This is a genomic window from Acetobacter conturbans (genome assembly GCF_011516755.1).
Classification (GTDB): domain Bacteria; phylum Pseudomonadota; class Alphaproteobacteria; order Acetobacterales; family Acetobacteraceae; genus Acetobacter; species Acetobacter conturbans.
The window spans coordinates 286,378-299,726 of the sequence record NZ_WOSY01000004.1 but is presented as its reverse complement, the minus strand read 5'-3'; the positions used below and the strand labels follow the sequence as shown (position 1 = coordinate 299,726).

10 protein-coding genes are annotated in these 13,349 nt (G+C 53.6%); 8 read left to right on the top strand and 2 right to left on the bottom strand.

What is annotated here, in order from left to right:
* Positions 1-317: 317 nt before the first annotated feature.
* The gene (locus tag GOB81_RS06335; RefSeq protein WP_173569507.1) at positions 318-1,259 is read right to left on the bottom strand and encodes a 2-hydroxyacid dehydrogenase; all 942 of its coding nucleotides are present in this window, start codon (positions 1,257-1,259) and stop codon (positions 318-320) included.
* A 373-nt stretch (positions 1,260-1,632) separates the two neighbouring features.
* On the opposite strand from GOB81_RS06335, the gene GOB81_RS06330 reads away from it, so the two are divergent.
* The 8 genes from GOB81_RS06330 to GOB81_RS06295 all read left to right on the top strand — a co-directional run bounded on the left by GOB81_RS06330 (position 1,633) and on the right by GOB81_RS06295 (position 11,860).
* Positions 1,633-2,592: a LysR family transcriptional regulator gene (locus GOB81_RS06330; RefSeq protein WP_242010085.1), complete on the top strand. Its 960-nt coding sequence runs from the start codon at positions 1,633-1,635 to the stop codon at positions 2,590-2,592.
* A gap of 41 nt (positions 2,593-2,633) precedes the next feature.
* On the top strand, positions 2,634-4,157 hold the full coding sequence (locus tag GOB81_RS06325; protein WP_173569506.1) for an ABC transporter substrate-binding protein/permease: 1,524 nt from the start codon (positions 2,634-2,636) through the stop codon (positions 4,155-4,157).
* Complete coding sequence (locus tag GOB81_RS06320; RefSeq protein WP_173569505.1) at positions 4,150-4,908, top strand: amino acid ABC transporter ATP-binding protein; 759 nt, start codon at positions 4,150-4,152, stop codon at positions 4,906-4,908. The genes GOB81_RS06325 and GOB81_RS06320 overlap by 8 nt, the downstream gene beginning before the upstream one ends.
* A 164-nt stretch (positions 4,909-5,072) precedes the next feature.
* On the top strand, positions 5,073-7,373 hold the full coding sequence (locus GOB81_RS06315; protein ID WP_173569504.1) for a TonB-dependent receptor: 2,301 nt from the start codon (positions 5,073-5,075) through the stop codon (positions 7,371-7,373).
* A 22-nt stretch (positions 7,374-7,395) separates the two neighbouring features.
* On the top strand, positions 7,396-8,250 hold the full coding sequence (locus GOB81_RS06310) for a sugar phosphate isomerase/epimerase family protein (RefSeq protein ID WP_173569503.1): 855 nt from the start codon (positions 7,396-7,398) through the stop codon (positions 8,248-8,250).
* The gene (locus GOB81_RS06305; RefSeq protein ID WP_173569502.1) at positions 8,247-9,272 is read left to right on the top strand and encodes an isopenicillin N synthase family dioxygenase; all 1,026 of its coding nucleotides are present in this window, start codon (positions 8,247-8,249) and stop codon (positions 9,270-9,272) included. The genes GOB81_RS06310 and GOB81_RS06305 overlap by 4 nt, the downstream gene beginning before the upstream one ends.
* Before the next feature lie 501 nt (positions 9,273-9,773).
* Positions 9,774-11,207, top strand: coding sequence for a glycoside hydrolase family 32 protein (locus tag GOB81_RS06300; protein ID WP_173569501.1), 1,434 nt, complete (start codon positions 9,774-9,776; stop codon positions 11,205-11,207).
* A 35-nt stretch (positions 11,208-11,242) separates the two neighbouring features.
* Positions 11,243-11,860: a hypothetical protein gene (locus GOB81_RS06295; protein ID WP_173569500.1), complete on the top strand. Its 618-nt coding sequence runs from the start codon at positions 11,243-11,245 to the stop codon at positions 11,858-11,860.
* 76 nt (positions 11,861-11,936) lie between these two features.
* Here the strand turns inward: GOB81_RS06295 and GOB81_RS06290 are convergent, their stop codons facing one another.
* A complete protein-coding gene (locus tag GOB81_RS06290) occupies positions 11,937-12,917 on the bottom strand; it encodes a DMT family transporter (RefSeq protein WP_242010084.1) in 981 nt (326 codons plus the stop codon).
* Positions 12,918-13,349 lie beyond the last annotated feature (432 nt).

Here is a 13,349-nt window from a genome sequence, read left to right as displayed (position 1 = left end):
AAATGGGCAATAAGACGATACGCCGCCGCCAGATCCTCACGCAGAGACCGCTCATCCTGAAGTCCACCGGTATAATCAGACATCACTCACTCCAAAAATAATAATGCCCAACGACAGCGAACCTGATTTTCGCGACGCAGAAGGCTTATTCACTGAGATCAAACGGCAACCTTCGCCAACGTATCATATCGAAGTCGTATCCATGCGAATTCGACCCTTCGTTTTAAAAATCCAAAATCTCACTTTTATATTCTATGAGATGGCAACACGGGACGCCTTCAGAAATTGCCCGGCACTCTTAAAAAATTCCTGCACCGTCAGTATCCGCGTTCAGGGCGATAAAGAAGCGCTGGCACTTCGCCCCTTTCCATCCCACGGATCACATTCGCCACATATTCCACCTGTGCGTCACGTGAAGCTTCAGATGCCACATGCGGCGTAATCGTAACTTTGGGGTGTGACCATAGAGGTGAAACGGCGGGAAGAGGCTCTAGCTCCACCACATCCAGAATGGCTCCCGAAAGAATGCCGCTGTCCAGAGCGGCCAGAAGATCATCTTCCACGACATGGTCACCACGTCCGACGTTGATAAATCCGGCTCCCTCGCCGAGCTGAGCAAAAAATTCCGCGTCGATGAGATGTTTTGTCTGCGACGTGCTCGGTAACAGATTTACCAGAATATCCACGTGTTGCAGAAACGATGGCAGCGCTTCCATTCCCGCAAAAAGAGCCACAGCCCCAGATTCCCGTGCTGTCCGGCACCAGGCGGAGACAGAAAAACCTGCCTTACTCAGGCGTTCGCCAACAGCCGCTCCAAGATTTCCGAACCCCATAATACCAATTCGGATTTCTTTACTGGTACGAAAGGACTGATTACGATGCCAGAGATGCTTCTGCTGCTGCAAAGACCATGTTTTTGCATTCCGAAGAAGACTGATGACAGCCCAGATCACGTAATCAGCCATAAGCACGGCCGTCTGATCTCCTCCCATCCTCACGAGAGGAACATGGACGGGAAATGCAGCCTGCTGGACAAGGTGATTAACCCCCGCGCCCGTGCATAAGATCCCTTTCAGGTGCTCCATCTGCGCAAGCTCTTCAGCGGAAGCCTCCCATACAAGGGCATATTCGGCACTCGGCACATCGGCTTTCGGATCAAACCATGAAAAGACATCGATATCAGGGGCAATCTTTTCAAAGCTTTCGCGCCAGCTTTCCCAGCCAGCCGCACCGTCAGCACTTACCACAAGTTTAGGCATGAGTTACTCCGCGTGTATCTTTTATTCTTACAAAACAAAAATACGCATGTGATTTATATTTCGAAACGGCATTCAGGAAAATTTTTACTTTTATTTTACGAAATGCACATTCCCCAATCAGTATTCTTCACACATTCTATTCTGCAAATTCTCTCATCGTTGCCGATATCTCAAACTTGGACTGCGCCATAAAATCGATACCCTGAAGTTACAATTCATCATAAGCTCGCTTCAAGCCATGTTCCCCTCCACAAGTGCGTTGAGTTCAGTTTAAGATTCACAAAAGCAAAAGCGTCTTACGGCAGTTGACGGGCCGCATATCGTTTTGATTAAGTTATGAACCAGACTATTTCTGCAACAGAAAGATGGATCCTTGCCACCCAGTCGTGCCTCAACCTCCCGTCGTCCGGCTGTCAGAAACAACGGATTTCAAGGCCGTATTGCAGAAGTTGATCTTCGACTGCTTCGCGTATTTGCTAGCGTGGCAGAACATGGCGGTTTTTCGGCTGCGGAAATCGCTCTGGGAAAGAGCAAGTCGGCTGTCAGCATCGATATCTCCTCGCTTGAAAAGCGTCTCAACCTGACGCTTTGCCAGCGGGGACGAAGTGGCTTTGCCCTGACGCCAGCCGGCGAAGCGGTGCTCGATGCCACCATGAAGCTTTTTGCCGACCTCGATTCTTTCCAGAAACGTCTCAGCGAAGCCAGCGGAAAACTGTCGGGGCATTTTGTTCTTTATCTCCCTGACACCATCCAGATGCATGGCGAAACCGTTCTGGTGCGCGGGATTGAGCGGTTCGCAAAGCGCTATCCTGAAGTCTACCTGACCGTGCGCTCCGTCTCTCCGCGGGAAGTTGAATTTGCTGTGCTCAACGGAACGGCGACGGCAGGTATCACCCTTTATCCACAGCAACGACCGGAAATGGAAACGACACCCCTGTTCAGTGAAGCCTCGGCGCTTTACTGCGGGCAGCGGCACTCTTTCTTCTCCCTGCCGGATGAGCAGATTACCCGTGCCGACCTCACGCAGGCCCGCATGATAACCGTCGTTGACGCGGCCACGTCTCCGCGCTGGGAGGAACTGCGCCACGAAATGACTTTTTCCGCCACGGCCGAGAATGTTGATTCCCGCACACTTCTGATTCTTTCCGGTGTTTATATCGGCTTCCTTCCGGTGCTCTTTGCCGAACCGATGGTTGAGGCCGGACAAGTGCGGCGGATTTCTTTTGACGGACTTTCCTTCACCAGCAATTTCTATCTGTTGGCCCGGCCTTCCCCAGAAAACGAACTGATGATCGACACATTCCGTGCTGTTCTGGACGAGGTAAGCTCATGATTTTTTGCGGACAGCATAAAACATACCTCCATCGGGTGTTGATGCGTATTGGTGCCGTGGCCACTGCCGTCACGCTCTACAGCCTTTCATGCCCCGCTCAGGCTGAAGAACTGCCTTCTTTTGCCACAGACGGACAACTGACCGCCTGCACAAATCCGACACTTCCCCCGATGACATTCGTCAACGGAGCAGACACCAGCGCTGTGGCGGGTTTCGACATTGATGTCACGCGAGAACTTGCGCGTATGTGGCATCTGAAACCCGTCATCACGACCATGGATTTCGAGGGGATGTTCCCCAGTCTGGCATCCGAACGGTGTGGCATCGTCATCAGCGGCGTCCTGCGCCAGACAGGCCGCGAAAAAAACTATGACGCCGTTCCCTATCTGGACTCTTCCATCGTCGTCATTGCGAAATCAGGCACGCCTAAAATCGCATCTCTGTCCGATCTTGCCGGACAGAGCGTCGCTGTGGAGACCGGAACCAGCTACGAAGCTCTGATTGAGAAAGAAAATAAGGTGTTGGCCAGTCAGGGCCGCCCTGCCATTCAACTTCAGATGTATCCCAGCGAAGATCAGGTCATCCAGCAGGTTCTGATCGGCCGCGTTCACGCACTGATCAGTCAGGATGTCGAAGTATTTTTCCGGCAAAAACAGCTGGGCGGCAAAGTCAGCATTATCCTGACGCCTGACAATCCCGACTTCCGTGAATTTGCGATCTATCTTCGGAAAAACGCCCATGACAAGGCGCTGTTGCAGGCCGCCATTTCAGACATGAAACAACGCGGCCTGCTTGAACAATTGTCCCACAAATGGGGCATTTCAGATCAGGAAGCGCAAGTCTTTTCCGAACAGAACGCCCCTTCAGCTTTCAGTGTGCCTGTTTTTGTTTCAGCTCTGACCTCGGCCGCCTTCCTCAAAGGCGCGGCACTAACTCTCATTGTCGCGGTCCTGTCTCACCTGACAGCCATCCTCATTTCCATTCCCGTGGCCCTGAAACTCAATGGCCCACGCTCTCCTCTTCAGATGTTTCTGACCGCGTATGTCGGGGTATTTCGTGGCGCCCCCACCCTGCTGCAACTGCTCTTCATCTGGAACGCCCTGCCCCAATTCTTTCCCATCTTTCGGGAAAGCTGGTTCACGCCTTTTCTGGCCACATGGATATCGCTTTCCATCAATGAATCGGCATATCAGGTGGAGATCAACCGGGCGGCGCTTCGGGCCGTGGATTCAGGTCAGCTTCTGGCAGCCGAGGCGTTGGGAATGAAAAAATCCGTTATTTACCGGCACGTCATTTTTCCGCAGGCGCTGCGTATTGCCCTGCCCCCCACGATTAATGACTTCATCAGCCTGCTGAAAACAACATCTCTGGCTTCCGTTATCTCTCTTCAGGAACTTCTGGCCGTTACACAAATACAGGTGGCCCGAACCTTCCAGTTCACCGAATATTATTCCGCCGCTCTCGTCTGGTATCTCGCGATGGTGTTCTTTTTTCTCTACCTGCAAAAACGGATCGAACGCCGTTTTTCATGGGCTGACCGCAATGAGGCCACCGCCAATGGCTGATGAACTTCTACCCAATCCGTCCAAGCGGATTTCCATCCGCAACCTCAACAAGTTCTACAAGGATTTTCTGGCCCTTGACCGCCTGAATATCGACATTGAGCGTGGAGAGAAGATTGTTATTCTCGGGCCGTCAGGGTCCGGAAAATCGACCTTCATTCGCTGCTTCAATCGCATAGAGCCACATGACAGTGGCGTGCTGATGATCGACGGCAAGGTCATCGACGACAAAACCGACCTGACTGCACTGCGCGGAAATGTCGGCATGGTCTTTCAGAATTACAATCTCTTTCCTCACCTCAGCGTGCTGGACAACTGCACCCTTGCGCCGCGTCTCGTCAGAAAGACGCCGCGTGCGGACGCCGAGGCTGCGGCTCATCGCTACCTCACGCAAGTGGGTATAGATGAACAGGCGGCAAAATATCCGATCCAGTTATCGGGCGGACAACAGCAGCGAGCCGCGATTGCACGCGCGCTGTGCATGAATCCGGAAATCATTCTTTTCGATGAACCAACGGCAGCCCTCGATCCCGAAGCCATCGCAGGTATTGTTTCGATTATCCAGGATCTTGCCGCCCAGGAGATCACCACGATCTGCGTTACACATGAAATGGGATTCGCACGACGTATCGCGGACCGCATTGTTTTCATGGACAAAGGTTCCATTCTGGAAATCGCTCCGCCGGAAGAATTCTTCACAACCCCCCAGACAGACCGGGCCCTGGCGTTTCTCAATCAGATGATTCATTTCTGACACAGCGGAGAAATACGTTTTCTCTTGTAAATTTCATTCCACAGAGGAAATGTTAGCCGAGGTTTATCCCTTACAAAAGTAAGCTTTTCCAGCTTCGTAACGATCTGTCTCTGATTTCGTTCTTTTATGGTAATGACCATGAAATAGTTATGCGAGAGCGCCTGATGACAGACTCCCTCCGTTCCCGCTCATTTGCGACTTCGGTAAACTTGCGCCGCGCCGTTCTGACGACGGTTCTTCTTGGCGGAATAAGCCATATTGCGACGGCGTCCGCTGCAACGTCTGCCGTCCCGACACCAGCCGGAACGACCCCAAAGAAGCCAGCCGGGCATGCGGCTCCCCGCCGTCACGTAGTGGCCCGGGCCGATCCGGAAGCGATCACTGTCACCAGTTCGCGCACGCGGCGTTTTCGCAGCATGGCCAACACTGTCAACACGATCAGTGGAAAGCAGCTGGAGCAGCTCCATATCGTCAGCCCGAAGGAAATCGCTGCCTTTGTGCCGGGTGTCACCGCTGTGAATGCGGTCTCCGGCAGCACGCCGATCTTCTCTATTCGCGGCATTGGTCTCGATGACTACATCGGCACCAATATGGGCGGCATCGGTATTTATCAGGACGGAGTTTTTGCTCCCTACCCCGTTTTTTATAACGGTCAGATGTTCGACGTTCAGACGGTAAGCGTCGAGAAGGGACCGCAGGGTTTTGAATATGGCCGCAGCACCACCGGTGGGTCGATCAATGTGGAATCCACCAAGCCGAGCAGCACCTTTGGCGGTTACCTGAACTGGGGCTACAGCAGCTACAATACGAATACATCCAAGGGTGCCATCAACGTTCCGATCACGGATCGCATCTTCAACAGGTTTGCCTTCAGTTACATCAAAGGTGACGGCTGGCAGCACGATATTCACGACAGAAACCACCTCTACGGCGCTCAGGATCTGCTCGGTCTGCGCAATCTGACGCGCTTCGATATCGACGATCGTTCCAGCCTGATGCTGAACATCCATTATACTCGCGACAGAGGAACGCCCACGTCTCCTCAGGACGTCAGTGCGGATTCCGTGAACAATCTGCCCGATCGCACGATCGGAGTAGGTCCGAACGCGAAGTATAACGATGTCAATGTTGGCACCAACAAAGCCAAAAGAAATGAAAATGGCGGCGGTGTCGGCCTCAACTACACCCGTCACTTCGACTGGGGCACCTTTACATCCGCAACCGGAATAGATTTCTACCGCCGGGATAATTACGACAATTACGATGGTGAATCCGTGAATGTGGGTGATTATCGCTGGAACGACACCTATATGGTGCAGTCCCACGACATGCATCTTCAGACGACCATCGCAAAACGTCTGCACCTGACAGTCGGCGTGTATGAATCATACGACAAGATCGATGGTGCCTATACCAGCTATCGTTCTTTCCTACTGGGCACTCCAAACGGAAACCTGACAGACCATTTCTCACAGCAGAATCTGTCCACGGGCCTGTATCTCAATACGGTGACCAATATCGTCAAAGGACTGGATTTCATTGCAGGCGGTCGTCTTTCTTATGACGAGCGCGGTTTCCATGGCGGCACGACAGACGATAGCGGGATCCTCACCGGATCACCTGGCTCCCATCTCACCTATCTCGACAGCAATCACACCTACGAACGCCTGACCGGTAAGGTCGGCCTTCGTTACACGATCATGCCGGGCACCATTGTCTATGGCACGATCTCGAACGGCTACAAGGCTGGCTCCTACTTCGCCGCCCCCGTCAGTTCTCCGAGCGCGCTGGATTACGTGAAGCCTGAAAACGTGATCGCCTACGAGATCGGTGCGAAAACCAGCCTGCTGCATAACAAGCTGCAATTCGAAGGCTCCCTGTTCGACTATGAATACCATAATCGTCAGACGCTTTTCGTCGCCGAGATGCCTGCCAACATCACGTCGCTGAGCCTTGGAACGATCCCGCGCGCCCGCACACGCGGTGGCGAACTTTCTGCAACCCTGCATGATCTTGTGAAAAATCTCGATGTAAACGGGTCGTTTGCCTATCTTGATGGCCGTTCAATCTCGAGCGTCACCAACATCAAGGGACTGCCGCTGCTTTCCAATGTGGCCGCCCATTCCTCCCTCCCCTTCGCTCCCCGCTTTTCATGGAGCGCCTATGCCCGTTATGGCATTGATGTCAGCAAGGATTATCGCCTCGCTGTGCAGGTGAGCTACACGTGGAAAGATAACATGCTTGTCGCGCTGGGTGATCCGAACGGCAAGACCAGCAAGGTCAGCTCAATGGGCATGCGCATGGAGTTCGGTCCCAAGTCCGACAAATGGACCGCCGCCGTTTACGTCGACAATATGCTGAACGAACATGGGAATACTTACTCCTACACCGGCAGTGACAACAGCCGCGTTCAGTATCTCCAGACGCCGCGCTGGCTCGGATGTGATCTGCGTTACAACTTCTGAGGTATTGACGGAAAGAACTTCCATGAAGCTCGAACTGTTCAGAACTCTCTGGGGTGACCAGCGAGACTGGCAAGACATCATTCCGGAAATCCGTGAAGCCGGTTTCACGGGGATTGAGGCGCGCATTCCGGGAGAAGCCAGTGTGTGCAAGGAGAAAGCCCTCGTTTTACAGAACGAGGGTATTCCCTATATCGCCATCGCGCTGACAGGTGGTGGCGTCATTCCTCGGCAATCCGCCACAATGGATGAGCATCTCGATGATCTTCGCGATGCTCTCCGGCGTGCGGACGTGATGCACCCTCACTTCATCAATGTCCTTGGGGGGAATGACCGGTGGAGCGCTGCCCAGCAGGCGGATTTCATCAATGCCGCACACGAAATCGGCAGAGATCATGGCTGCAAATGCGTTTTCGAGACACATCGGTCCCGTATCCTGTTTTCGCCATGGATTACGCTCGACGTTCTCCGCCAGTGCCCTGATGCCGAATTTACAGCCGACATCAGTCACTGGGTCGTCGTCTGCGAACGCCTTCTCAACGATCCTTTCGATAATTTCGATGCTTTTATAAACCGGGTTCATCATGTGCAGGCCCGCACGGGATATGACCAAGGCCCGCAGACGCCTCATCCAGGTGCGCCAGAATACAAAGACGCCTTGAATTTTCATCAGGATTTCTGGAAATCAATCTGGGAATCCCAGCGTCGGAGAGGTTACACGGTCACGACCATGACGCCGGAATTCGGCCCCGACGGTTACCTTCACACCCTTCCCTTCACCAATGCTCCCGTTGCCGATCTGTGGGAACTCAATCGCTGGATCGGAACTGAGGAAAAACGGTTATTCGACGTATGGTCGCAGGAGAAACAGGAAGCATGACACAGTCTGGCGCTTTCACATCCATACCGGTTGTCAACATACAGGGTCTTTATTCGGACAAGCTGGAAGACCGTCAGGCGGTTGCCCGTGAACTGGGTGACGCGGCCCGGAATATCGGCTTTCTGTACATCGCCGGCCATCAGGTAGGGGATGACCTGATTGAGGGTGTGCGGCAGGCTGCGAAGGATTTCTTTGCCCTGCCGATGGACCGGAAGATGGATTATTACATCGGCCAGTCCGCCACCCATAAAGGCTACGTTCCTGAAGGTGAGGAAGTCTATAGCAAGGGAAGGCCCGACCATAAGGAAGCGTTCGATATCGGCTACGAAGTCCCGGCCGACAATCCGCTCGTCCTTGCGGGAACGCCGCTTCTTGGCCCGAACGACTGGCCGACCGTGCCTCACTTCAGGGAGCGGGCCGAAGCCTATTACCGGGCTGTCTTCGATCTTGGTCGGACGCTTTTCAGAGGGTTTGCACTCGCGCTTGATCTGCCAGAAAACACTTTTGACGATATGGCGAAATATCCGCCGTCGAAGCTGCGCATGATCCATTATCCTTACGATACCGAAGCGGAAGATGCTCCCGGCATCGGGGCGCACACGGACTATGAATGCTTCACCATTCTGCTGGCAAACGCCCCTGGTCTGGAAGTGATGAATGAAGATGGTGACTGGATCGACGCGCCACCCGTCCCCGGCGCATTTGTCGTCAATATCGGCGATATGCTTGAGGTCATGACGGCGGGCGCGTTCATCGCGACGGCCCATCGTGTGCGCAAGGTCAGTGAGGAACGTTATTCCTTTCCGCTCTTCTATGCTTGTGACTACCATACTGAAATCAAGCCGCTTCCAGCGTTCGATCAGTCCAGCGGCAGTTATGAAGCGCTTAGAATTGGTGACCACATGTGGTCTCAGGCGCTCCAGACTTATCAGTATCTGGTTAGAAAAGTGGAAAAAGGCGAACTGGCCCTGCCACAGGGCGCGCGTGGCACATCGACCTTCGGGCATTTGAACAAGAAGTAGGATTTACTTCGACAAGCACCGCAGGGTTGGTGGAGACCCTGCGGTTTGTGGCATGAGCAAAGCGTTCTCATCTGGTGTTTTTTCAAAAGTGGCTATCTGCCAAAGATTATAGAGCCACATTCGGAATATGGTCTTTTACTCCCATTCATTCCCCGAAGCAGTATTTCATTTCCGCTCGATTGAGAGCAGTTGCGATTGTCGAAAATTTCCACAGAATAAAACAATCTGTAGGCTCGCGTATTACTGAGTTCCTTTATAAGTGCGCTTACAATACAATATAAATCTTAAAATAATCCCACAACAAAGCATTATAAAAAACACTGAATGTCTTTCCATTTATAGTTAATAGAAGAGCCTCATAAAAATCACAAGAAATAATCTCAAATGGACAACGGAATCCAATTTCACGTTGAAAATCAAAAATTTAACGATTGTCTAATTTTACATCGCAAGATATGAGACTTAAACTATTTTTTAAATTGAGTCCAAAAGCAAGGAAATATGTCCGCAACACCTTTTCTCAACGACCCGCAGGTGCCGTTTCTTCGTAATGGTCTCTGGCATCTCTACTATTTGTGGAATGGCGATTACCCGAACTCCCCTGGCGGCACTGCCTGGAGGCACGCCGTCTCGCCGGACCTGCTCAATTGGTGGGATCAGGGGGTTGCGATCGAGAAATTCACGACCTCACAAGGAGATATCTGGAGCGGCACGCCTGTTGTCGATACGTACAATACTGCGGGCTTCGGCGCGGGTGCTGTTATTGCCCTGCTCACAATGCCGATGACCGGGGACGAGGGGCAGTCTACAGCCCGGTGGGTTTCCACGGATGGTGGTTACACATTTTCCTTCGACCGTATTGTCATGACCAACCCGCAGGCGGGAACGGACAGCGACAGCAAGGACTTTCGCGATCCCCGTCTCCTCTGGATGACGAACGAACGTTACTGGGTGATGGTCCTCGGCGAGGGGAATAAAATCGGCTTTTACCGGTCTGCCAATCTGGCCGACTGGACTTACATGTCGGGTTTCATGTGCGACACGCTGGGTTTGCTCGAATGTCCCAGCCTGTTTCCGATGGTGCAGCATGACGAGAATGGCACAGCCATTGGCACGAAATGGATTCTGTTGTGTTCGGCCAATGGGTATCAGACCGGGTTCACCACAGGTGCTTATTACTGGACCGGCTCATTCGACGGAACGACCTTCATTGCGGATAATCAGGCTGGACAGTGGCTGGATGGCGGCTCGGATTTCTATGCCACCGCCATATGGGGACCGAAGGCCACAACATCCACTCCACAAATTACCTGTTATGCAATCGCATGGATGAATAACTGGGCCTATGCCACTCTGGTGACGAAGGCCGGTTATTATGGCCGCATGAGTAAGGTCAGGAAGCTGACTCTGAAAACCGTAAGCGGTCGTGCCCGGCTGTCGAACGATTTCTACACTCTCACCGGCTCCAGTTCATTCGCTTATACAGTGGCCAAAAAACAGACTCTGACCCCACTGAGTCCGGTCAAGATTCCGACCGTGAGCCGGGGCTCCTACCGGATAGATGCCACTCTCTCCGCTGCATCCGGAAGCTGGCCCTCAGAGATTGTCGTGCTGCTTCAGAGTGGCGCAGGAACTCCGATCAGGCTCATTCTTTCTCCTCAAAGCGGCAATGTTAATCTGCAAAGAACCCAATCCGGCTTCACACCTGCCACAACGGACCCGGCATGGGCCAGCGACCGCAACGCTCCGCTGACGTTTGGGCAGTCCATTTCCTTCTCCGCACGGATCAATCCGGATGGTCTGGAAATCGTGTTCAATCAGGGCGCCCTGTCTCTGACATCGCTGGTGTTTCCCACAACGACGGCGGGTGCGGCTTCCATCACGACTTCTGGTGGCGGCGTCCTTCGTGCGGACATCAAGCTTTACCGCGTGTGAATCCGAAATATTTCTTTGTGCCAATGGAAACGACCATGAATATGTCTCTCTCCCGGCGTCGTCTGGGGATTCTGGCGACGGCTGGCGGCCTGGTGGCCTCTGCCGGAACGACTGCTGCTGCCGCTTCCATGGCAGCACCTTCGGACATCCAGATTCTGGCGCGTACGAAAAATGGTGAAGCATTTGCTTCTTACCTCGTTTCGTTCTCGCCGTTGAAAGGAAGGTTCACGCACAATGCTGTGCCGGACCGTCCTGTCACAGAACCCCGTCGCAGCAATATTTCCATAAAAAGCCCGGAACTGCATGCGCCCGGACAGCCGCCTGTCCTACTGCCGACGGATCTTCTCGCAGGGATTGGTCTTTCCCATCGCCTGCTGGCGGCTTCACACGATATGCTCTGGGTTTTCGACGACCAGCAGGACTGCCTTCTTGGCGTGTCCTGTCAGAAATCCACCCCTCCTGCCGTGATGCAAACGCTCTGGCTGGGTGGTCATCGTCTCATCAAGGCTTTGGTCTCGGCAGAAAACCGGATCATTCTGGGATGGGATGCCCGGCAGCAGATTCTGGCCGCGTTCAATCTTCAGAACGGCAAGCTCCTGAGTTCCCTCCCTATGGAAGCAGATGCTGTCTGGCTTGCAAAACACCCGGCATAGGGTCTCGCCCTCCCTGTAAAACGGGAGGGCCTAAACCCCGGAAAACCAGACCATCTGACCGAAGTCTGCGGCCTGGTCAGTTCCTAAGAGGCTTGCCGGGTGCACCCTTGATGATAACCGATGCCGCAGCGGTCCGGTTTGCTGCTTCGGCTGCCGCCTTTCGGGCTTTCCGTTCTCGCATCGCCATCCGCTCGTAGCGGATCCGCTGCCTGATCCAGTTCAGAACACCCGAGAACATCAGCACGGTGATGCCAACAAACGTCCAGCTATCCAGTGGCTGCTTGAACACAATGTAGCTCAGCACCACACCCCAGATCATCTGGCTGTATTGCGGCAGGGCCACGCGGTTCGCCGGAGCGAGGGCGGTCGCCATCATCATCAGCAACTGTCCAAGGGCAGCAAGAAACCCATATCCGAACAGATAGACCCAATCGACAAAGGACGCGGGCCATGAGGCATGAAGCGCCATCAGGACCCCGTTCCCTACCAGTGGTCCGATCAGGCTTGAACCAAAGAGGGAGAGACGCGTCTTTTCATGATCGGCAAGGCGATAGGCAATCACGCTTCCCGCGTTGGCAAATGCTGCAACAAGGGCGCACAGATGCCCGAAATGGAGCGCCCTAAAGCCGGGACGCAGGACGATCAGCACGCCGACAAATCCAAGCAGAACGGCCAGCCATGCCCAGAAGGTGACTTTCTCTTTCAGAAGAACGACTGAAAGGATCGTCACGAAAAGCGGCATCAGGAACATCAGCGAGAGTGCTTCGGGCATAGGCAGAAGCATGAAGGCTTCCACGCTCGCCGCAGTCGCGACAAACACACAGGCTGCTCGCAGAATCCACATACCCCACAATTTGGGGCGCACGATATCGATGTAGGACTCTCCGGGCTGCTTCAGAAAGGGCAGGATCAGGAATCCGAACACCCCTCCCGAGAAAGCCACTTCAAACGGATCGAGCCGTCCGGCCAGTAATTTGGAAAATGCATCGCTGATGGAAAAGAAGGCATAGGCGCCGAAGGCGAGCGTCATGCCGTTGAACAGTTGCTTGGGAGTCATTATCGTGCGCCGTGTCGTCAGGTGAAAACAGAGACGCCCACCACGCAATGACTGATCACGGCGCGCATGCAGCGTATGGCAGAAGATCGTTGGGCCTTGTTAAGAGCAGATCGGCCCGCAACGCAATCGGCGCGGATACCTCGGACAGACGCTTTCACAAACAAAACCTGCGTGACCGGCCACATCCCTCATATGCCATGCTGTTTTTCCATTAATCTCCCTGCTGACAAAAAGACTTTTGCTCACGCGCAGAGGATTCTGGACCCTTTTCATGGCCGCCAGAGACCTGCGAGGAAACCGTGCCGCCGGGAACGGTGACATAACGCATCGGCCTGAAAGAAAAGCGCTCGTTAAACGTAATTTCGCTGGCTCGGTATGAGAACGCTATGCCGAGTGATGGGCCGTCTGGTCGATTAAAAGAACGGGGATGTT

Excerpts from the sequence above, each read along its gene's own strand:
- GOB81_RS06335 (WP_173569507.1), bottom strand. The coding sequence starts at position 1,259 with ATGCCTAAACTTGTGGTAAGTGCTGACGGTGCGGCTGGCTGGGAAAGC.
- GOB81_RS06325 (WP_173569506.1), top strand. The coding sequence starts at position 2,634 with ATGCGTATTGGTGCCGTGGCCACTGCCGTCACGCTCTACAGCCTTTCA.
- GOB81_RS06320 (WP_173569505.1), top strand. The coding sequence starts at position 4,150 with ATGGCTGATGAACTTCTACCCAATCCGTCCAAGCGGATTTCCATCCGC.
- GOB81_RS06315 (WP_173569504.1), top strand. The coding sequence starts at position 5,073 with ATGACAGACTCCCTCCGTTCCCGCTCATTTGCGACTTCGGTAAACTTG.
- GOB81_RS06310 (WP_173569503.1), top strand. The coding sequence starts at position 7,396 with ATGAAGCTCGAACTGTTCAGAACTCTCTGGGGTGACCAGCGAGACTGG.
- GOB81_RS06305 (WP_173569502.1), top strand. The coding sequence starts at position 8,247 with ATGACACAGTCTGGCGCTTTCACATCCATACCGGTTGTCAACATACAG.
- GOB81_RS06300 (WP_173569501.1), top strand. The coding sequence starts at position 9,774 with ATGTCCGCAACACCTTTTCTCAACGACCCGCAGGTGCCGTTTCTTCGT.
- GOB81_RS06295 (WP_173569500.1), top strand. The coding sequence starts at position 11,243 with ATGAATATGTCTCTCTCCCGGCGTCGTCTGGGGATTCTGGCGACGGCT.
- GOB81_RS06290 (WP_242010084.1), bottom strand. The coding sequence starts at position 12,917 with ATGACTCCCAAGCAACTGTTCAACGGCATGACGCTCGCCTTCGGCGCC.